Origin of the sequence: Marinobacter sp. (assembly GCF_048269445.1) — a bacterium.
Taxonomy (GTDB): Bacteria; Pseudomonadota; Gammaproteobacteria; order Pseudomonadales; family Oleiphilaceae; genus Marinobacter.
Map to the genome: position 1 here is coordinate 17,682 of NZ_JBLXIQ010000005.1, position 19,842 is coordinate 37,523.

17 protein-coding genes are annotated in these 19,842 nt (G+C 57.9%); 12 read left to right on the forward strand and 5 right to left on the reverse strand.

The features are described from left to right. The 3 genes from ACN0XM_RS11635 (at position 1) to ACN0XM_RS11645 (ending at position 1,441) form a co-directional block, all read left to right on the forward strand. Positions 1-699: a lysophospholipid acyltransferase family protein gene (locus ACN0XM_RS11635; protein ID WP_417567111.1), complete on the forward strand. Its 699-nt coding sequence runs from the start codon at positions 1-3 to the stop codon at positions 697-699. 95 nt (positions 700-794) lie between these two features. Further along, positions 795-1,037 carry a GlsB/YeaQ/YmgE family stress response membrane protein gene (locus ACN0XM_RS11640; protein ID WP_117618732.1) on the forward strand — a complete coding sequence of 81 codons (243 nt, stop codon included), beginning with the start codon at positions 795-797 and terminating at the stop codon, positions 1,035-1,037. A 2-nt stretch (positions 1,038-1,039) separates the two neighbouring features. After that, positions 1,040-1,441 carry an MAPEG family protein gene (locus ACN0XM_RS11645; RefSeq protein WP_417567112.1) on the forward strand — a complete coding sequence of 134 codons (402 nt, stop codon included), beginning with the start codon at positions 1,040-1,042 and terminating at the stop codon, positions 1,439-1,441. Positions 1,442-1,531: 90 nt separating this feature from the next. Here the strand turns inward: ACN0XM_RS11645 and ACN0XM_RS11650 are convergent, their stop codons facing one another. Beyond that, positions 1,532-1,972, reverse strand: coding sequence for an OmpA family protein (locus ACN0XM_RS11650; protein ID WP_417567113.1), 441 nt, complete (start codon positions 1,970-1,972; stop codon positions 1,532-1,534). A gap of 326 nt (positions 1,973-2,298) precedes the next feature. Here ACN0XM_RS11650 and ACN0XM_RS11655 point away from each other — a divergent pair, with 326 nt between their 5' ends. After that, on the forward strand, positions 2,299-3,747 hold the full coding sequence (locus ACN0XM_RS11655; protein ID WP_417567114.1) for a rhomboid family intramembrane serine protease: 1,449 nt from the start codon (positions 2,299-2,301) through the stop codon (positions 3,745-3,747). A gap of 123 nt (positions 3,748-3,870) precedes the next feature. Here the strand turns inward: ACN0XM_RS11655 and ACN0XM_RS11660 are convergent, their stop codons facing one another. After that, positions 3,871-5,325, reverse strand: coding sequence for a hypothetical protein (locus tag ACN0XM_RS11660; RefSeq protein ID WP_417567115.1), 1,455 nt, complete (start codon positions 5,323-5,325; stop codon positions 3,871-3,873). Positions 5,326-5,468: 143 nt separating this feature from the next. Here ACN0XM_RS11660 and ACN0XM_RS11665 point away from each other — a divergent pair, with 143 nt between their 5' ends. Together ACN0XM_RS11665 and acnA are read left to right on the forward strand one after the other, a co-directional pair. Continuing rightward, on the forward strand, positions 5,469-7,292 hold the full coding sequence (locus ACN0XM_RS11665; RefSeq protein WP_417567116.1) for an ABC transporter ATP-binding protein: 1,824 nt from the start codon (positions 5,469-5,471) through the stop codon (positions 7,290-7,292). 232 nt (positions 7,293-7,524) lie between these two features. Further along, positions 7,525-10,287 (forward strand): aconitate hydratase AcnA, encoded by a 2,763-nt coding sequence (acnA, locus tag ACN0XM_RS11670; RefSeq protein ID WP_417567117.1) that lies wholly within the window; start codon positions 7,525-7,527, stop codon positions 10,285-10,287. 91 nt (positions 10,288-10,378) lie between these two features. Here acnA and ACN0XM_RS11675 read toward each other — a convergent pair whose 3' ends face one another. Both ACN0XM_RS11675 and ACN0XM_RS11680 read right to left on the reverse strand, forming a co-directional pair. Then, positions 10,379-12,436 carry a GAF domain-containing protein gene (locus ACN0XM_RS11675; protein ID WP_417567118.1) on the reverse strand — a complete coding sequence of 686 codons (2,058 nt, stop codon included), beginning with the start codon at positions 12,434-12,436 and terminating at the stop codon, positions 10,379-10,381. Beyond that, on the reverse strand, positions 12,433-12,741 hold the full coding sequence (locus ACN0XM_RS11680) for an ATP-binding protein (RefSeq protein ID WP_417567119.1): 309 nt from the start codon (positions 12,739-12,741) through the stop codon (positions 12,433-12,435). The genes ACN0XM_RS11675 and ACN0XM_RS11680 overlap by 4 nt, the downstream gene beginning before the upstream one ends. On the opposite strand from ACN0XM_RS11680, the gene ACN0XM_RS11685 reads away from it, so the two are divergent. The 6 genes from ACN0XM_RS11685 (at position 12,712) to ACN0XM_RS11710 (ending at position 18,208) form a co-directional block, all read left to right on the forward strand. Then, on the forward strand, positions 12,712-12,951 hold the full coding sequence (locus ACN0XM_RS11685; RefSeq protein WP_417567425.1) for a hypothetical protein: 240 nt from the start codon (positions 12,712-12,714) through the stop codon (positions 12,949-12,951). The two genes, ACN0XM_RS11680 and ACN0XM_RS11685, sit on opposite strands and share 30 nt — an antisense overlap. 273 nt (positions 12,952-13,224) lie before the next feature. Further along, positions 13,225-13,545, forward strand: a complete 321-nt coding sequence (locus tag ACN0XM_RS11690) for a DUF2288 domain-containing protein (protein ID WP_417567120.1) — start codon at positions 13,225-13,227, stop codon at positions 13,543-13,545. Between the two features lie 12 nt (positions 13,546-13,557). Further along, a complete protein-coding gene (locus ACN0XM_RS11695) occupies positions 13,558-13,929 on the forward strand; it encodes a hypothetical protein (protein WP_417567121.1) in 372 nt (123 codons plus the stop codon). A gap of 30 nt (positions 13,930-13,959) precedes the next feature. Next, complete coding sequence (locus ACN0XM_RS11700) at positions 13,960-14,868, forward strand: lysine exporter LysO family protein (protein ID WP_417567122.1); 909 nt, start codon at positions 13,960-13,962, stop codon at positions 14,866-14,868. Positions 14,869-14,972: 104 nt separating this feature from the next. Then, entirely contained in the window at positions 14,973-15,932 is a 960-nt protein-coding gene (locus ACN0XM_RS11705) for an ABC transporter substrate-binding protein (RefSeq protein ID WP_417567123.1), read from the forward strand. Beyond that, complete coding sequence (locus ACN0XM_RS11710) at positions 15,929-18,208, forward strand: diguanylate cyclase domain-containing protein (protein ID WP_417567124.1); 2,280 nt, start codon at positions 15,929-15,931, stop codon at positions 18,206-18,208. Before ACN0XM_RS11705 ends, ACN0XM_RS11710 begins: the two co-directional genes overlap by 4 nt. Here ACN0XM_RS11710 and ACN0XM_RS11715 read toward each other — a convergent pair. Next, complete coding sequence (locus ACN0XM_RS11715; RefSeq protein ID WP_417567125.1) at positions 18,178-19,794, reverse strand: Na/Pi cotransporter family protein; 1,617 nt, start codon at positions 19,792-19,794, stop codon at positions 18,178-18,180. The genes ACN0XM_RS11710 and ACN0XM_RS11715 overlap by 31 nt on opposite strands. Between the last annotated feature and the right edge of the window lie 48 nt (positions 19,795-19,842).

Genomic DNA, 19,842 nt, shown 5'->3' on the forward strand with positions numbered 1-19,842 from the left:
ATGGGCGTTATTAGAAAATTCCTGGCATGGTTCAGCGTGCCGGTTATCTGTCTGTTTGCGTTGATATTGTACGTTGCCCGGCCATTCAACCCGGATAACAACCGTTTGCTGGCCGGGGCTCTGGCCCGGGTAGGTCGGACAATTCTTGGCATGGAAAGGCCCCTGGAAGGGCGTGAAAACATGCCGGCCGACCGGCCGACGGTGGTCATCGCCAACCACCAGCACAATGACGATCTGTTTGTGGTGGGCGACTTGCTGCCGCCACGCACCGTGACGGTTGGAAAGTCAGCCCTGGTCTGGGTGCCGTTCTTTGGCCAGGTGTTCTGGCTTGGTGGCAACGTCATCCTGAATCGTGGCCGCTCCCATAAAGCGATCGCCGTGATGCAGGCCACCAGCAGTGCCATCGCGAAAGACCGCAAGAGTCTTTGGGTGTTCCCCGAAGGAACCCGTAGCCGGGGCCGGGGCCTACAGAAGTTCAAGAAAGGTGCCTTCCACGCCGCCATTGCCTCCGGAGCGCCGATTACCATGGTGTGTGCCCAGGAATATGAGGACAAAGCCATCGGCTGGAGCGGACGGCGTGAATCGGTGGCGGTCCGGATACTGCCTCCGATTGAGACCGAAGGCCTGACCGTTGACGATATTCCCGAGCTGATGGCGCGGTGTCACCAGCAGATGGCGGAAGCCATCGCTGCCCTCTGATCCGGGCGCCGGAAGTGCTTGAAGCACCAGAGGAAACAGGGCAGTCTTTGCGGGAATGTTCGTTTCGTTCAACGACCCTCAGGGAGAGGCAAGAGATGAATCTGATTCTGTTTCTGATTATCGGCGGTGTAGCCGGCTGGTTGGCCGGACTGATCATGAAAGGCCGCGGCTTTGGTGTGCTGGCCAACATCGGTATTGGTATTGTGGGCTCCTTTCTCGGCGGTTTCGTATTTCGCCTGCTGGGCCTGGCAGCCCAGGGCGCCGTCGGTGAACTGGTGACCGCAACCGTTGGTGCAATACTGCTGCTGGCCATCGTTAGCGCAATCAAGAAGGCCTGAGTATGATCGTACCCATAACCGGAGTGTTTGCCGCAGTTATTGGCATTCTTTTGCTGGTGTTGTCGGCTCAGGTCGTTAAATTCCGCCTGAAATACCGCAAGGGACTTGGTGTTACCGACGATCGGGATTTTGAGGTCGCAGTGCGGGCTCATGCCAATCTGATCGAGTATGCCCCTCTTGGTTTGATCATGCTGGGTATCGCAGAGCTAAACGGTGTGGCCAGTGGATTGATCTACTGGACGGGGATGGCGCTGGTCGTCGGCCGTCTTTTACACGCCTTTGGTATGATTAATGGCCGGGGCGGTCCTCACAAGGCTCGCATGGTCGGTATTATGCTGACCTGGCTGGCCATACTGATTACTGCGGTACTATTGCTGTGGAATGTCTGGCAGGTATACGGCTGAACATTGTGCTGTGGGGAAGGCCGTAGAGATTACAAAATGGGGGCTCAGGCCCCCTTTTTGGTCAAGAGTTTTGATTCGATAGGTGCCGTGCTAAAGCGCCCTTGCAACATCCAGGGTCAGGTACTCCAGCTCAACGCGCCGATTTGCTGCGTGGTCTTCCGGTGTTGCCAGCGGGCGGGATGCCCCCCAGTGGGCCATTAAAATCCGGGATTCAGCCACACCTTCCTGCATAAGAATTCGTGCGACCGCGTTGGCCCGTAACCGGGACAGAAATGCGTTGTAGTCCGCGGTGCCGAAATTGTCCGAGTGGCCATGAATCCTGACGCTGACCGAAGGATGCTGCCTAAGGTAAGCGGCATGCTGTTCCAGGAAAGCAATGTCATCGGTGTCCAGTGAATGCTTGTTGAAGCCGTAATGAAACTTCATCCGGTGTGGTCGCTTGCTGCCGGCCTCAAAGGCCGCGGGGTTGAAGCCGGCTGCTATCGCTGCTTTGGCAATCAGCTCCGGGTTGTCCAGTACGAGTACGGTCATTTTCAGAATCCTTGTTTCGGGTATCCGGTTTTTCTTGTTATTCCTGTTTACTATTGGCTGGAGCAGGAATAACGGCAATTGGCGAATGGTCGATAAGGTCCCTGGCACACCACCCTTGGTGGCATCGATTTAATGTCATTTCTGTGACGATGGAATGACAGCCATTGGCGGTGCCTTCAGCCCTAACGACTCTGTGGGGCAGTGCACATTTCTGGTAATGACCCAGGGTGACCGTTGCGCCGGATTCCATTTGAGCGCGAAAAGAAGGCGTGGCTGTGGTAAAAAACACACTTCCAGGGACAGATTATGATGAATTGTGACCGCCCATGCTGATTATCCCGGCCGAGAACTCCGTTAACTGGAAACGCCCGCCCTGGGTCACCCTGGGTCTGATGATGGCCTGTCTGCTGGTTTTCCTGTTCTACCAGGGAGGCGACAGCCGCAAGCTTGAGCTGGCGGTTGAGCAATATCTGGATGCCGATCTCCAGCTCCTGGAGGCACCGGCCTACGAGGATTATCTGCAACGCCAGATCCAGTTCGAAGGCGAGGAGGGCCGGGTTTACGAACTTCAGGAGTTCCGGCAACTTCGGGAGCAGAACGAGAAGTTCTGGCTGGCGATCAACCTGTTGATGGACCGGGAGTTCTACCAGTATCTGCAGGAAAACCAGAATGTGATCTGGGCGCCGGAAGAACGGGTCTACTGGCAGGAGCGGCGTGTTGCCATTGAGCAGGAATACATCCAGACCCTGAGCGCACAGCAACTCGGGCTGATACCCGCTGACCTGTCGCTGTATAGTCTGGTTACATACCAGTTCCTGCACGGAGGCTGGGGTCACATCATCGGTAACCTGGTGTTCCTGTTTCTGCTGGGTTTCACGGTTGAGAAGGCTCTGGGCCCGGGCAAGTTCCTGCTTGCCTACCTGGTGTGCGGAGTCCTGTCCGGCCTGGTATTCACTGCGTTCTCCACCGGAAGCTATGCTCCTCTGATAGGCGCATCCGGATCAATATCTGGCCTGATGGGCATGTACGTGGCCATTTACGGTTTACAGAAAATCCGGTTTTTCTATTTCCTCGGGGTTTATTTCAACTATTTCCGGGCGCCGGCCATTGCGATACTGCCGGTCTGGCTGGGCAAGGAAATCTACGATTACTGGTTTTCCGGTGCCACCGGAATTGCCTACATGGCTCATGCGGGAGGCCTGATAGCCGGCGCCGGCCTGGTCTGGTTGCTTGGCAAAAGCTGGCTGCAGGTCCGCGAAGAATTCTTCGAGCCTGAAGAGGATGAACAGGATGCCCGTTTCACCACCGGCTACGCCCAGGCCATGGCAAGCCTCGGACGAATGGAGTTCGACCTGGCCCGTCGCCAGTTCGAAGCCTTGCGCGAGCACTATCCGGAACGACCCATCCTGCTGGAACATCTCTACCACCTGGCCAAACTTCGGCCAGACCTGCCGCACTACTGTGAGCGCACCCGGGAACTGATGAATGACGCCCTGAGTCGACGTCAGCCAGAGCAGATGATTGCCATCTGGCAGGAATACCTGGGTAAAGGGGAGAGCTATCAGCCATTAGCAGCCGAAGACCACAACCGCGTGCTGTTCACCAGCCTGAAGCAACACGATTTCAAAGTTGCGGAGAAAGCGTTTGAACGGCTCAGAAGCACCGGCGATGAAGTGCTGACCACGGAGGCCTGCCGGTTATTGGTGGAAGAGTTTGAAAAACGCCAGATGGCGCCCAAAGCCCGCCATTATCGGCAGTTTTTGCAAGCGGGCTGACCTTGGGGGAAGCCGGAGATTGGAGGAGGCTTCCCAAAACACGCTGTGAATACGTCCCTGTACGCTCGGCTCCGCCATCCATGGCTCCGCACGGTTTTGGGAAGCCTCCTCCAATCCCCGGCCCTACTCCTGAACAGAAAACGAAGCCTTGGGCCCCTTCAAAGGCTCTTTGTTTTCCGCCTGTCTGAGATAAGTTGCGATCTGCTCATGCAGTGGATGATTCACGCACCGTTTCTGGATGAACCTCAAAAAGGCCGTCGCTTTCTCCCACTGAGATAAACCGTTCGCCAAGGTCTGAGCTGCCAGCAAATAAGCCGGGGCAAGCTGTTCGCTGTCCGGGAACCGTTTGTGGAAATCCTGAAGCAGCCGCAGGGCCGGTTTGAACTGGCCACGGTAGTAGAGTGAACGGGCACACCGAACGGCCAGTTCGGGGTCTTCCACCTTAAACCCCGGTTCCGCCTGCTGAAGGGAATTCAGCAATTTCGCAATGCCTTCACCGTCGTTGCGATCAGCCAGCCAGCCGAGGATTCTTGGGTGGTAGCGGTACAGTTCGGCGGTATCGTTACGTGCTGCAAGCAGCTGATACAACTGGCCAATCCGCATGGCGTTGTCCCGGTCCCGCTTGAGTACTTCCTTCAGCATGCTCTGAACCCGGTCGTAGTTGCCGTCTTTCAGGTTCATGTCGATGTCGGCGTCGAAACGTGCGGTACGGTCCCGCTGGTGGGTATCCTGACCGGCGGTTTCATCCTGGAGATCCGAGGCAAACCCCAGTTCTTCCTGATATTGAAACAGCAGGTACCCGAGCATGTGGAAAAGGATCAATGTGAAGGTACTGTTCAGGAAGCCGGCCAGTGGCTGGGCCACCCACATCGGGAACTGATTGACCGCAAAGTCCTGGGCGGCGCCGGAGGCCAGGGTCAGCAGGATCAGGTAGCCATAAAGCAGGAAATAGGGGGTGCCAATCCGGGAGATCAGTACCGCCAGATTCATAGGGTTTACCGCCGCACCCACCGAGCGTTCCATGGCCAGAACCATAATGCTGGCTGGCAGAGCCAGCACCACGAAGGCCAGGGCCAACATCATCAGAATCGGGCCCCCGAGCATGGCCGCCGCAGTCACCAGTCCGCCCATCAGAACGAAAACCAGAAGCTGCAGGATGACGATATCAAAACCGCTGCCGGTAAACGCAACCGACACCGGCGGTGGTTTCAAGTGGCCTTCCGCCGTGTGATTGATCACCGCATAGGTGTATTTGAAAAGCGCAAGCGCAAGCATCAGCCAGATCAGGATGCCAATCAGGTTGGCCGGTGCAATCACCGGCACCAGGGTGCAGATGGCAATAACGATCAGCGGGTCCGTATGGAAGGGGTAGCGGAAAAACGCACCGAGCCGCTGCCAGAAGGGGACTACTTCAGTGGCCGCCCCCAGGTAACGCATGGCCTTGTTGCAGTTGGGGCACAGTGCGCGGCGCTGGCGGATGTCGGCATCGGGCATGCAGCGACTGCAGTAGTGAATCTGACACTCTCCGCAGTGCCATTTGGCGGGTTCGCCGGGGTGATAGTGGCAATCGTGTTTCACAGGTGCGTGCGTCCTGGTCCATCAGAAAATCGGTGGATCATGATGACAGATGTCGGTGGTGATCGCAGCAAACCAGTTAACAGGTAGACTATTGTCAGTTCCCGGGCGTATTCCAACGATCAGGCTTTTTATCCGGAGGTTTCTTGGAACACCAGCAGAATAGCGAAACCGGTATCAGCACGAGCAGTTCCCGGCAGCGATACACTTGGCGGGAGATCTTTGCGCTTGCGCTCAAGCACAAGCCCCGGCTGGTCCGCGCCAATCTGCTGGCCGTTATGGCAACCATCCTGAGCGTGCCAGTGCCCCTGCTACTGCCGGTGTTGGTGGATGAAGTGCTGCTGGATCAGCCGGGCCCGGTGTTGCCGGTGATGAATACCCTGTTGCCGGCTGGCTGGCAAATACCGGTGGTTTACATCGGCCTGATGGTGTTGGCCGCGTTCCTGCTCCGGGTTGGGGCGCTGTCGTTCAATGTTCTGCAGTCCCGGGAGTTCTCCAAGGTCTCGAAGGATGTGGTGTTCCGTGTCCGCTCGCGCCTGCTGGGTCGGTTGCAGCGGGTGGCCATGTCGGAATATGAGACCCGGGGTTCCGGTGGTATCAGCAGCCATTTCATTACCGATCTGGACACCATTGATCAGTTTCTCGGCACCACCATCAGCCGGTTCCTGGTGGCCAGCCTCACGGTATTTGGCACGGCGATCGTACTGCTCTGGGTGCATTGGCAACTGGCTCTGCTGATTCTGCTGTTCAATCCGCTGGTGATTTTTGCCACGATTCTGATCGGCAAGCGGGTCAAGGAACTTAAACGGCTCGAGAACAGTGCCTACGAGGAATTCCAGGGTGATCTCACGGAAACCCTGGACGCCATCCATCAGCTGCGGGCCGCCAACCGGGAGAAACACTACCTGCGACAGCTGATTGACCGGGCCCGAAACGTGCGGGACCACGCGATCCAGTTCGAATGGCGCAGTGATGCCGCCAGCCGGGCCAGCTTTGCGCTGTTCCAGTTCGGTGTCGATGCCTTCCGGGGTGCGGCGATGATTACGGTGCTGTTCAGCGATCTGAGCATCGGCATGATGTTCGCCATATTTGGCTACCTCTGGTTCATGCTGACGCCGGTTCAGGAAATGCTGAACATGCAATACGCCTGGTTTGCCGCCAATGCGGCCCTGGCGCGTATCAACCGGCTACTTGAGCTGAAAGAAGAACCCCGTTACCCGGCGCTGGAAAACCCCTTCCGCGACCGCCACACCGTTGGCCTGACGCTCAGAAATATCCATTTCAGCTATGGCGACGAGCAGGTGCTCATGGGCATTAATCTGGACCTGGCGCCGGGAGAGAAAGTGGCGCTGGTTGGCGCCAGCGGCGGTGGCAAATCAACCCTGGTGCAGATCATTCTTGGCATGTACACACCGCAACAGGGCGAGGTGCTGATTGACGGCGTGCCGGTTCAGCGGATCGGTCTACCCTGCCTCCGTGAGCATGTCGCTACCGTGCTCCAGCACCCCGCGCTGTTCAATGACACCGTTCGCCAGAACCTGACCCTGGGCAGGGACAAACCGGACGCAGAGCTTTGGGAAGCCTTGCGGATTGCGCAGCTGCACCCCACCGTCGAGGCGATGCCCGATAAGCTGGACACCGTCATTGGTCGCCAGGGTGTCCGACTCTCCGGCGGCCAGCGTCAGCGGCTGGCCATTGCCCGGATGATTCTGTCAGATCCTTCCGTGGTTATATTGGACGAGGCGACCTCGGCCCTGGATGCGGAAACCGAGTTCCAGCTGCACCGGGATCTCGAAGCATTTCTCAAGCAGCGAACCACACTCATCATCGCCCACCGGCTCAGTGCCGTTAAGCGGGCAGATCGCGCCTGTGTTTTTGAAGACGGGCGCATCATCGAAGAAGGGCATCACGATGAGCTAATCGCCCTGGAAGGGTTGTATGCCCAACTCTATGGCGAGCGGCAACTGTAGTCATCGGCGTCCGACATTGGTCTGATATTCACCGCAGTGATTCCAAACATTCATCGGCCTGCGGTTGAACTCTCATTAATTGCTGCAATAGTTAAAGGAGACTTCACGTTGAGGAGTCCTTCCATCAGTCTGTTTCTCGGGTACCGAGCGGTTTTCCGGCTGGAACATTGATGAAAGGGCTTCACCAAAGCCTTCCGCAATGTTCGAATAACGACGAAAAAGGAGGCACCACATGTCGAATGACAGTCTCAGCAAAGACAGCCTGAATACCCTTTCCAGCCTGGATGCTGGCGGCAAGACCTTTCACTACTACAGCCTGCCCAAGGCGGCGGACACTCTCGGCGACCTCAATCGCCTGCCCTTTTCTCTCAAGGTGCTGATGGAGAACCTGCTGCGCAACGAGGACGGCACCACGGTCGACCGCAGCCACATCGATGCCATGATGCAGTGGCTGAAAGATCGCCATTCCGACACCGAAATCCAGTTTCGCCCGGCCAGGGTTCTGATGCAGGATTTCACCGGTGTGCCCGGGGTTGTCGACCTTGCCGCCATGCGTGAGGCGGTGAAGGCGGCCGGCAAGGACCCGGCCATGATCAACCCGCTGTCGCCGGTGGATCTGGTGATTGACCACTCGGTGATGGTGGACAACTTTGGCGATGCCTCCTCGTTCAAGGACAACGTGACCATCGAGATGGAGCGCAACCAGGAGCGCTACGAGTTTCTGCGTTGGGGCCAACAGGCCTTCGACAATTTCCGCGTGGTGCCGCCCGGTACAGGTATCTGTCACCAGGTGAACCTGGAGTACCTGGGCAAGACCGTCTGGCAGAAAGAGCAGGGCGGCAAGACCATTGCCTACCCGGATACTTTGGTGGGCACCGACTCCCATACGACCATGATCAACGGCCTCGGCATCCTGGGCTGGGGTGTCGGCGGCATCGAAGCCGAAGCGGCCATGCTGGGCCAGCCAGTCTCCATGTTGATCCCGGAAGTGGTTGGCTTCAAGGTTTCCGGCAAGCTCCGTGAAGGCATCACCGCCACCGATCTGGTGCTCACCGTGACCGAAATGTTGCGCAAGAAAGGCGTGGTCGGGAAATTTGTTGAGTTCTATGGCGACGGCCTGAAAGACATGCCGGTGGCCGATCGGGCCACGATCGCCAACATGGCGCCGGAATATGGCGCTACCTGTGGCTTCTTCCCGGTCGACGAACAAACTCTCAAGTACATGCGCCTGACCGGCCGTGATGAGGAGTTGCTGGAACTGGTAGAAGCCTATGCCAAGGCCCAGGGTCTGTGGCGCGAGCCCGGCCACGAACCGGTCTACACCGACACCCTGGAACTGGATATGGGTGAGGTGGAAGCCAGCCTGGCGGGCCCGAAACGCCCGCAGGACCGGGTTGCTCTGAAGAATATGAAATCGTCTTTTGAGCTGCTGATGGAGACGTCAGAAGGCCCTGCGGACAACCGGGAATCCAAGCTGGAATCCGAGGGCGGCGGGACCGCGGTTGGCGCCCAAAGCGCCTATTTCGAACACCCGGCCAGCCAGCCGCTGGAGATGAACGGAGAGAAATTCCGGCTGGACCCGGGCGCCGTGGTGATTGCCGCCATCACCTCCTGCACCAACACCTCGAACCCCAGCGTCATGATGGCTGCGGGCCTGATTGCGAAAAAGGCGGTGGAAAAGGGTCTGAGCACCAAGCCCTGGGTCAAGACCTCCCTGGCGCCTGGCTCCAAGGTGGTCACCGATTACCTGGCGGTTGCGGATTTGCAGGATGATCTCGACACACTCGGTTTCAACCTGGTGGGCTATGGCTGCACCACCTGTATCGGCAATTCCGGTCCGCTTCCGGAGGCAGTTGAAAAAGCGGTCACGGATGGCGATCTTACCGTCGCGTCGGTGCTTTCAGGGAACCGCAACTTCGAGGGTCGGGTGCATCCACTGGTGAAAACCAACTGGCTGGCCTCGCCGCCCCTGGTGGTGGCTTATGCGCTGGCGGGCAACGTCCGGCTGGATCTGTCGAAAGACCCATTGGGGACTGACAAGAGCGGCAACCCGGTGTATCTGAAAGACCTCTGGCCCAGTCAGCAGGAAATTGCCGAGGCTGTGGAGAAGGTCAAGACCGACATGTTCCGCAAGGAATACGGTGAAGTGTTTGAGGGTGACGCTACCTGGAAAGCCATCAAGGTGCCGGAAAGCAAGGTGTACGAATGGTCCGACAAATCCACCTACATCCAGCATCCGCCGTTCTTCGAAGGCATGGGCGAAGAGCCTGAGGCCATCGAAGACATAAAGGACGCCAATATTCTGGCTCTGTTGGGCGATTCGGTGACGACGGACCATATCTCACCGGCCGGTTCCTTCAAGCCGGATACCCCTGCCGGCAAATACCTGCAGGAGCATGGTGTGGCGCCGAAAGACTTCAACTCTTACGGCTCCCGCCGGGGTAACCACGAGGTGATGATGCGAGGCACCTTTGCCAACGTGCGGATCAGGAACGAGATGCTCGACGGCGTAGAAGGTGGTTTCACGAAGTTCGTGCCGAATGGGGAGCAGATGGCCATCTACGATGCGGCCATGAAGTACCAGGAGCAGGGCACTCCGCTGGTGGTGATTGCCGGCAAGGAATACGGCACCGGCTCCAGCCGGGACTGGGCCGCCAAGGGTACCCGCCTGCTGGGGGTCAAAGCCGTGGTGGCAGAGTCCTACGAGCGCATCCATCGCTCCAACCTGATCGGTATGGGTGTGATGCCATTGCAGTTCCCCGAAGGCACAGACCGCAAGAGCCTGAAGCTCACGGGTGAGGAAACCATCAGCATCGAAGGCCTGTCGGGGGATATCAAACCGGGCCAGACCCTGAAGATGACCGTGAAATACAAGGATGGTGCAACCGAGACCTGTGACCTGAAATCACGGATAGATACCGCCAACGAGGCGGTGTATTACCGGCATGGCGGTATCCTGCATTACGTGGTGCGGGAAATGCTCAAGTCCGCCTGAGGGTAACCGAAAGCCAGATGGCCTTTAGGGCTTCTGGCCGACACCAAGAACCGGCAGCCAACGCTGCCGGTTTTTTTGTGATGGAAACGGCTCAGGCCTGGCCAGCGGCCACCGGCAGGCTAAGCCAGAAGCACGCGCCGTGCCCTTCCTCGGATTCAAAGCCCACTTCACCCCCCATGGCATGCATTAGTTCCCGGGTAATGGCCAGACCCAGTCCGGTTCCTTCCTGAGGCCGTGAGGGCGACGCGTTCGCCTGGGCGAACTTCTGGAAGATCTGGTCCCGGAAGCTCTCCGGCACACCGGCTCCGTGATCCCTCACCTCCAGCCTTGCCTGTTGGCCGAGCTGCCGGACGGTGATCTGAACCAAACCCTGTTGTGGCGAGAACTTGATGGCGTTGGAGACAAGGTTGGCAATGGCCTGAGCCAGGTGCTTTCGGTCAAACCTTGCATAAATTTCGTGATCGGCATGGCTCAGTTCGACCTTTACACCCCGTCGGTGAGCCAGGGGCTGAATTTCTTCCAGCGCTTGTCGGACAGCACTCTCCAATTCCTGCTCCACAGGCTCAATGGGCATGTTGCCGCTGACCAGTCTTTCAATATCGAGCAGGTCGCCAATAAGGTGTTTCAGGTGTTTGCTGTTCTGCTTTGCGATTTCCAGCATTCTGGTCGTTTTTTCCGTCAATGGGCCGGTAGCTCCGCTCAATATCAGATCAAGGGAGCCGGCAATCGAGGTAAGCGGTGTCGTTAATTCGTGGCTCACGGTGGAAATGAACTGGTTCTTCATTTCGTCGACCATCTGGCGCTCATGAATATCGGCAATATAGCCATGCCAGAGTACGCTGCCGTCGGGCAGCGCCTCCGGGTTGGCATAGCCTTCGACCCAGTGCCAGGCATTGTCTTGCCAGCGGACACGGTACCTGTGCCGCCATGTCTCAAGGCTTCTGGCAGAAACCCGGATGGATTCGGCAACGTCGGCAACGTCATCGGAATGGATTTGTGCGAAAGCCGGTGACGCGTCTTTGGCTGCGTCCTCGGCGGTAATGCCGAAAATCGTCTGAATGCCAGGGCTCGTATATGGGAAAGCGCTATGACCGTCAGGCCAGAGCCGGTACTGATATAACATCCCGGGGATCTGATTCGTCAGCTTGTTCAGGGTTTCCGTATGTTCCTGCTGATGCACGATATCCGCTACCCACCTTGCCAGTAGAGTGACGAACATTTTTTCGGTTGCCGTGAAGGGACGAGGTCGTGGATGCCGGGACGAGAAGTTGACGGTTCCGAAAATCCGGTCGTCAATCCAGACGGGCGCCGCCAAATAGCTCTCCAGGCCGAATGCTTGATAGCAGGCGTGGTTCTGATGCCGGGATCCGCCCATTTTGTCGATTGCTAAAACCTCCCCGGAAACCAGCATCAGAGAACAGTAGGTTCGCTCGAGCGGAAAGGTGGTCCCGTTTTCAAGAGTCCCTCTGAGGCGTGTGAAATGCCACTGAACTGTATAGGCATTGCCGGTGATCCGGCTGATGATTCCGGTCTCAACTCCCAGATATTCGCAGGCGGCCTCCAGTGCACGAGTTGCTCTCTGGCCGGCATCGCCCTCGTTATCCAGCGCGATTTCGGTCAAAAGGTTCATGGCCCGATTTCGTTCGTCGTAGTAATTGCCAAGTTCGCCGAAACCGAACTCGCGCTCAACCAGATCGGCCAGATCCCGCAAGGTGATTTTGTCATCCTCGCTAAAGGTCCGGGGCTTGTCATCGATCACGCAGAGGGTGCCCACTCGGTAACCATGGCGGTCGTGTAGCGGTGCGCCAGCGTAGAACCGGATATTGGGAGCTCCGGTTACGAGGGGGTTACCGGAAAACCGGTCATCGTTCAGGGCATTCTCGATAACCAGGGCTTCTTCGCGAAGAATGGCATGGCCGCAAAAGGAAATATCCCGCGCGGTTTCCGGTGCTTCCAGGCCATGTCTGGACTTGAACCATTGCCGGTCACTATCAACCAATGACACCAACGCAATGGGAATATTGAACGTGCGTGCCGCCAGCCTCGTCAGTCGGTCGAATCGCTCTTCCGGAGGCGTGTCCAGCAGCTGCAGCTCATCCAGCGCCGATAGGCGGTGAGCTTCGTCTGAAGGTATTTCAGGCGTTTTCATGGTTGCCTCCGCATGCTGGGATTTCTTGATTGGCGGCGGGCAACTCCACCCACAAGTGAGCACCCTTCTGATAATTGTAGCCGACTTGCCCCTCCATGACTGCCCAGAGCTCGCGGGTAATGGCAAGCCCGAGGCAGGAAATGTTTGGGAACGCCCGTGCCCTGATCCGAAACCGTTACCCGGATGCGGCCAGCCGATGACAACTCGAACCAGATTCGGACAAAACCATTCAGCGGAGAAGATTTGATGGCATTGCTGATGAAATTATACAGGATTTGCCTGAGTCGCAGAGGGTCCGCAATCATGAACCTCTCTTTGCCAGCTTCTTCCCGGAACCGGCGGATATTCCTGAACTGGCTCAGAGAATTGAGTCTCTGGCTATTGATCTCAGCCTTCAGCCGGATATCGTGCTGATGGACGAACAGATCGGTGACTGTTCCGGGGTAACCCTGGCTCGCCTTATCCGCTTTGAACCGCGTTGGCTGAGTCTTCCTATCATCTATTTATCATCTTAGGACGACAGGGATAATCAGTTGGAGGCGTTGTCGAAGGGCGCGGACGAGTTCCTGACGAAACCAGTATCCGATGATGATCTCATTCGGGCGATGCGCATTCGTTGCTATCGGGAATCGACGAGTACCGGGCCCTGGGCGCAGTGGGTGTGATTCCAAAGCCTTTCGCCCCAATGACCCTGTCGGAACAGATGGCAGGGATTCTGGCAGATGCGGCAGGGGGTAATTTCCGGTAGTCTGGCCGGTCTGAGCCATCGTTTGATGAAAGAGGTAGCCATGTCATCCTCCCCGTCCCGGGACGAACTTAAAGCCAAACTGAATCTCGAAACCTCCCGCATCCATTGGCATGACCTGCAAACCTATTTTGCCAGAGGCCAGGTGGTGAGAGTGGCCCCGGAGCTGGATCTGCTGGAGGTCGCTACCGAGCTGGCAGCCGACAACAAGACCCGTTTTGAACAGTGGATGAATGAGGGCCGGGTTGGCGACGTTGCGCCTGACATCGCACAAGCCTGGTATGACCGCAATGCCGAGCTGTGGGCGGTGGTCATCGCGCCCTGGGTGCTGGTTCAGGATCGGTCCGGCCATGTTCTGCACTGATCGCCAAGCGCCATGAAACTCCACTATTTTCACGGTCGCGGTCCGCTCAGGGAGCTTGTGATGGTCATGGATGGTCATCGTATTGAGCTGCATATCCGCCCTGTCGGCGAAGGTCTCTGGGGCCTGGTGGCGTTGGCAGGACCCGACCAGGGTCGCCCCGATGGCCAGTTCCGCCGGGGTCCCTGGAAAACCCAGGCCCGCGCCGAATCGGTATTGCGCAGTGTCGCTGGCACCATGATGGGCAAGGGTTACGAGCCCTGCCCCGGCGATTATGCCGTCTGGTCTGTTACTGCCCAACGACTGGCTCGAACGATTGGAACGGCTGACGCCGAGCACGCAGGCAGATCTGACGCCGATTCCGATCCGTTCGATCCGCTGGCCTGACAACCGCCTTTACCCCCTTTTGAGGACCCCATGCTGACCGGAGCATTGCTTATTCTGGCACCCCTGTTCCTGGGGTTCGCCCTTTCGCTTGAAAACCGCAGGCTCATGACGGTGATCCATTACGCGGTGGAGATCCTGGTCTATTTCATACTGGCGTTGCTCGGTCTTGGCCTCGGCCAGATGGAGGGCCTGGCGTCACAGCTTGGTGGCATGGCAGTCCAGGTTTTGGCGCTGGTGCTGGTTCTGTTTGTCGCAAACATGATTGGCCTGTGGTTGTTCCACCGTTGGCAGCCGATGGCGCTTGAGCGCCCGGAGGGGGATATCAGCCCAGGTTATCGAAGGCTGTTTCTCGCCGGCCTGAAACCCTTGCTGGCGGTGACGGCTGGTCTGCTTGCCGGATATTACCTGTTGCCGGACGTGCCGATGGCGGAACAGGTGGCGACCTGGGCCTTGATGCTGCTGCTGTTTCTTATCGGCCTTCAGTTGCGCAATGCGGGGTTGTCGTTGCGCAAACTGCTGATGAACCGCCAGGGCCTGGGTATTGCGCTCTCTCTGACCCTCAGTTCGCTGTTGGCCGGAGTCGCACTCATGCCCTGGCTGGGATTGCCCTGGCACGACACCCTGGCCCTGGTGTCCGGTTTCGGCTGGTATTCGCTGTCCGGTATCGTGATTGGCGATGCCCTGGGGCCAGCCTGGGGCGGCGTTGCGTTCCTGAACGATGTTATCCGGGAGATTGTTGCGCTGGCCATTATTCCCCTGCTGATCGCCGGCCGGCCGGCAATGGCAATTGGCTACGGTGGTGCAACAGCCATGGATTTCACACTTCCGGTGATCCGCAGCAGCGGTGGCCTGGCCTGCGTGCCGGTTGCCATTGCCTCGGGCTTTCTACTGTCGTTTCTGTCGCCGATACTGATGGGGGTGTTTCTGGCTCTGGGATAAATTGACGCGGTGCAAGGCAAGTTGCGGTTTTGCCGGTAATATGTCACACAGTAAACTAGTGGTTATTGATAAAAGTTAATTTCTTCACTTTGCCCGGAAACCCGATGCAGCGCCGTGACTTCCTTGGTTTATCGATAACCGCCGGTCTCTTTGCGACTGGACTGTCCGGTTGCCGAACCTCCGATCCCCTGGCCTTCGGGGTCCACCCATGGATTGGGTACGAACCCCTGTATCTCGCCCGGGATTTCGGCTGGTTGCCGGAGTCTGTGGTTCTGAGTTCCGGCGCCTCCTCCAAGGATTCCATGGCCGGGCTATTGTCAGGCAAGCTCCATGGAGCAGCGCTAACGCTGGATGAAACCATCCGGGTCTGGTCGGAAGGTACCGAGCTGGTCGTTGTTGCGGTAGCCGATGTGTCTGCTGGCGCGGATGCCCTGATCACCCGGCCTTATATTACCGAGCTGGCGGAACTCCGGGGTAAACGGATCGCCGTTGACGTTAGCGGGGTCTCCGGCATCATGTTATTGAAAATTCTTGAGCTTGTGGGACTCGCCTGGACCGATGTCAGTCCGGTCGATTTGCCTGTCAGCGAGCACGCAGGGGCCTGGTCCCGGGTCGAGGTTGACGCATCGGTCTGTTATGAACCGTTCGCGATGAAACTGGAGCGGGATGGTGGCGTTCGGCTTTTTGACAGTAGTGATATACCGGAAACCATTTTTGATCTGCTGGTGGTTACTCGGGAAACAGCGGACGGAAACACGGATGCTGTTCGGGATCTGGTCATGGCCCACTTCCGAGGGTTACAGCATCTGGTTCGCAGCATGCACGATGCCGTGTATCGGGTAGCCGGCCATCAGGGTATCCGGCCAGAGGATGTTCAGAGTGCACTGGCGACCGTGATGCTGCCGGATCTGGCAGCGAACCAGCGCTATCTCTCCAGGGCCGGCCGGGTGGAAGCGATGGCCCGCTCTCTGTCGGAACTGATGCTCCGAACAGGGATGATCCGGAACGAGCCCGGCTTCCAACGCCTATGTGATCCATCTTTTCTCCCGAGGAGTCTGTCTTGAAGGCTCGCCGCAGTGTGCTGATCCTGATTCTACTGGTTGTCACTGAGTGCCTGACCGCCACCGCTGCCAGTGCCCGGGAAACACTGACATTCGGAATCTTTGCCTATCGGCCTGACAACATTGTCCGTGAGCGCTTTGAGCCTTTGGCACGCTATCTCTCCCGGGAGGTGGGGGCGGAGGTACGATTGGTCGTGCTTAGTCAGGACAATATGAATCGCGCAGTTGCCGCGAACGACCTGGACTTTTTTCTGACCAATCCAAGCCACTTCCTGTTAATCCGCAGTGAACGCAGCCTGACCGGCGTATTGGCGACCCTCGTTCGACGTTCCGGAGACCATTCTACGTCCAGCCTTGGTGGCGTCATCTTCACCGGCGCCCAGCGCCAAGACATCAACAGCCTTGAGGATCTGCGAAGCAAAAGTATCGCCTCGCCGGGGATGCATTTTCTGGGTGGATACCAAACTCAGGTTCTGGAATTACAGGATGCCGGCATTGATATCCGCAAGGTGAACCTGGTTCGGTTTCTCGGTACCCACGACAGGGTGGTCCGGGCGGTATTGTCGGGTGATGCGGATGTCGGTTTTGTACGGACCAGCATTCTGGAACAAATGGCGAAAGCCAACCCCGATCTTTTTTCGCAAATCAAAATCCTGAACGGCCAGGAACTGGCAGGTTTCCCCTACGTTGTCTCCACGCGGCTATACCCGGAGTGGCCGCTGGTGGCTTTGCCCCATGTCAACGAACGAGTTGTCCGCCGGGTTGCATCGGCGCTGTTTTCCATCGAGCCGGACGACGAAGTAGCGCTGGCAGCCGGCATTGCCGGGTTTTCGCCGCCTGCGGATTATCAGTCGGTGGAATATCTGGCCCGGACGTTGCGTGTAGCACCCTACGACCAGATGTCACAGGTCACCTGGGTGGATGTGCTACAACAATATCGTCTCTGGGTTTTCACGGTTGCGATTCTGGTTATTCTGTTGCTCGCCAGTTCCGCGTGGCTCGGTAAGAGCAAGCGTCAGCTCGCGTCGGAACAGAGGCGTCTGAGACAGCTGGTTTCTGGTTGGCCGCAGCCAGCGTTGCTTATAAAGGGGGGTGTCTTTGTCAACGCCAACCGAGCAGCAGTCGATCTTCTGGGATACAGCGCAGGCGTTTCAATTTACGGCAAGGATCTCGCAGTCTTCTCTCCGGAATTCCAGCCCGATGGGCAGATATCCCGACAGAAAATGGAGCAGATAATTACCCGGGTGGGCGATGGCCATGTAGAGCAGTTTGAGTGGGTGCTGCACCGCTCCGACGGCTCTGAGGTGTGGGTTGATATAACCATGGCGCCGGTTCACGGTGAGGGTGAGCAGGAAGTCTTTATCCTATGCTCCTGGTACAACATCACGAGGCGGAAGCGGGCCGAACAGCGCCAGCGCCTTACCGCGAGTGTTTTCGAATACGCCCATGAGGCGATCTTCATCACCGACAGCTACGGTATGGTGATCGATGCCAACGACGCTTATCTCGCCATCACCGGTCGCTCACGGAAGCGGACCAATCAGCGTTTACCCCCCTTGCCGCTGGATGAGGGCAGCGGTGTTTTTTCCAGTGCCCGTGCGGAGGGATTCTGGTCAGGTGAGTTTGCCACCAGGGGGTACAATGGCGAGCCTCTGGAGCTTTCGATGACCATCAGCACCGTCCGTGACGATCATGGCAAAGTTTCCCATTTCGTCGGCATCTTCAGTGACATTACCCGCCTCAAGGAACAGGAGCAGAGGCTTCGGATTTTGGCCCATTATGATGCGCTGACGGGATTGCCGAACCGGGTGCTGTTTGCAGATCGCCTGCAGCAAGCCATGGCCCTGACCCGTCGGCAGAGCGGCAAGCTTGCGGTGATCTACATAGATCTCGACGAGTTCAAACCGGTCAACGATGCCTTTGGGCATGAGGCCGGTGACCAGTTGCTGGTTGAGATTGCTTCTCGCATGCGCGCTGTCCTCAGGGAAGAGGATACCCTGGCCCGACTGGGAGGTGACGAGTTCGCTGCCATTATCATGAATGTCCAGGACGAGGTATCGCTGGAGAGTTTACTGGTGCGCCTGCTTGCCGGGGTAGCTGAGCCTGCCTGGGTGGTGGATCACAGCGTGGAGGTATCGGCGAGCATCGGTTGCACCTTGTTCCCGCAAACCGCTGATCTCGACGGCGACCAGCTTCTGCGACAGGCGGACCAAGCCATGTATGAGGCCAAGCAAACAGGACGCAATCGTTATGTCCGGTTTTCCGATTTCGCCTCCTGAGGCGTTCCATTAAGCAGTTCCGTTGCTGGCTGCCAGGCCAGGGACTTGTACCACTGGTCGCAAAGCCGCCGTACTGAGCTCAGGCTGTCCAGGGTGCGCTCACCGGCAATCGAAGAGAACTCCCCTCGGACGATCATGGCGAGCATTCGTGACTTGAGGGTGTGGTAGGTTTTTTCGGCCCTATTGAACGACTCCGGAACCGCTTCATCGGCCGCCACCAGGCTCCTTAGCAAAGCCAGATACTCCTCCAGGTCTGCCGAAATTGGCGCCAGCTGGGGCATTTTCCGGGATTCCCGCAATTGCAACAGGGCAGGTGCCAGGGCCGTCGCCTCGGCCAGATAACGACAGGTACGAATGGTTCTGGTTAGAGCGTCGACTGTGGTGGAATGCATCTTCTCGGCGCGGAGCCTGGAGATATAGTCGGCAATCGATTGATTGAGGCTCAGGCAGGCATCCGATTTCGGGGCTATCTGGGCAGGTTTCAGGTCTTCACGGTCAAGGCAGACGCGCAAAAGACCCCGGGTAAGCCCGATGAGGCGTTTCATCTCCTGGTCAACCGCGCCCACCGCAAGTTCCGGTGTGGTTACCAGGGTATTATCCAGAAACCGCGGCTCGGCGCTGTCCTCCTCCTTGCTTCTGAAGAGCCGCCCCAGCAACCTCGCAAAGCGGGGGATAAACGGTAGCATGATAAAGGCGCCGAGTACGTTGAACAGGGTGTGGAACAGAGCCAGGGAAACCGCAATGTTGGCATCCAGCTCCAACCATTTTGTCAGCAGGGCAACCACCCATAGCATCACTGGCAGGATAGTGAGCGCAATAATACCGGTTACGGCATTAAACAGGATGTGGCCAATGGCCAGACGTCGGGCGTTAGCGGTTGCTTTCAGAGCAGAGATAGCTGCAGTTGAGGTGGACCCGAGGTTGGCGCCAATGACCGCCGCAGCTGCATTATCCAGCGGAATCAGACCACCGGCGGCAGCGGTAAGCACGATGGCCAGCGCAGCACTGGAGGACTGGGTCAGTACCGTCGCCAGAAACCCGATCAACATGAAGGCGGGCAGACCATAACCGTTTTGCAGCAGGAGGCCGTTGTCCAGTCCTCCGGTCAGAGACTCCAGGGAAGATTTGAGGATGGACAGTCCGAGAAAGAACAGGGCGAACCCGGCCAGTGCTTCACCGAAGGCCTTGCTGCGTGAACTTCCCGACACCAGCTTGAGCCCGACGCCGACGGTGAGAATGGGCAGGGCAATGGCCTCGATGTTGAAGCCGACCCCCACGAGACTGACCAGCCAGCCGGTCATCGTGGTGCCGATATTGGAACCAAAAATAACGCCCAGGGACTGGCTGAGACTGAGCAGACCGGCGTTCACAAAGCCGATGGTGGCCACGGTGACCGCGCCGGAGGACTGAACCAGCCCGGTAATCAGGAAGCCGGAAGCGAGCCCTCGCAGAGGAGTCTTGGTCCAATGGCCAAGCATGTGACGCAGGTGATGACCCGCCGCGCTCTTGAGGCCATTGGTCATCATCTCCATGGCCAACAGGAAGAGGGCAAGGCCGCCCAGAATCTGGAAGATGGTTGCTGTCATTTCCGGATGCCCGGATCCTGAAGTGGAATTACCTTGAGCTTAGCAGAG

Excerpts from the sequence above, each read along its gene's own strand:
- ACN0XM_RS11705 (WP_417567123.1), top strand. The coding sequence starts at position 14,973 with ATGCAGCGCCGTGACTTCCTTGGTTTATCGATAACCGCCGGTCTCTTT.
- ACN0XM_RS11700 (WP_417567122.1), top strand. The coding sequence starts at position 13,960 with ATGCTGACCGGAGCATTGCTTATTCTGGCACCCCTGTTCCTGGGGTTC.
- ACN0XM_RS11675 (WP_417567118.1), bottom strand. The coding sequence starts at position 12,436 with ATGAAAACGCCTGAAATACCTTCAGACGAAGCTCACCGCCTATCGGCG.
- ACN0XM_RS11645 (WP_417567112.1), top strand. The coding sequence starts at position 1,040 with ATGATCGTACCCATAACCGGAGTGTTTGCCGCAGTTATTGGCATTCTT.
- ACN0XM_RS11655 (WP_417567114.1), top strand. The coding sequence starts at position 2,299 with ATGCTGATTATCCCGGCCGAGAACTCCGTTAACTGGAAACGCCCGCCC.
- ACN0XM_RS11690 (WP_417567120.1), top strand. The coding sequence starts at position 13,225 with ATGTCATCCTCCCCGTCCCGGGACGAACTTAAAGCCAAACTGAATCTC.
- ACN0XM_RS11695 (WP_417567121.1), top strand. The coding sequence starts at position 13,558 with ATGAAACTCCACTATTTTCACGGTCGCGGTCCGCTCAGGGAGCTTGTG.
- ACN0XM_RS11650 (WP_417567113.1), bottom strand. The coding sequence starts at position 1,972 with ATGACCGTACTCGTACTGGACAACCCGGAGCTGATTGCCAAAGCAGCG.
- ACN0XM_RS11640 (WP_117618732.1), top strand. The coding sequence starts at position 795 with ATGAATCTGATTCTGTTTCTGATTATCGGCGGTGTAGCCGGCTGGTTG.
- ACN0XM_RS11680 (WP_417567119.1), bottom strand. The coding sequence starts at position 12,741 with ATGATTGCGGACCCTCTGCGACTCAGGCAAATCCTGTATAATTTCATC.
- ACN0XM_RS11635 (WP_417567111.1), top strand. The coding sequence starts at position 1 with ATGGGCGTTATTAGAAAATTCCTGGCATGGTTCAGCGTGCCGGTTATC.
- ACN0XM_RS11715 (WP_417567125.1), bottom strand. The coding sequence starts at position 19,794 with ATGACAGCAACCATCTTCCAGATTCTGGGCGGCCTTGCCCTCTTCCTG.
- acnA (WP_417567117.1), top strand. The coding sequence starts at position 7,525 with ATGTCGAATGACAGTCTCAGCAAAGACAGCCTGAATACCCTTTCCAGC.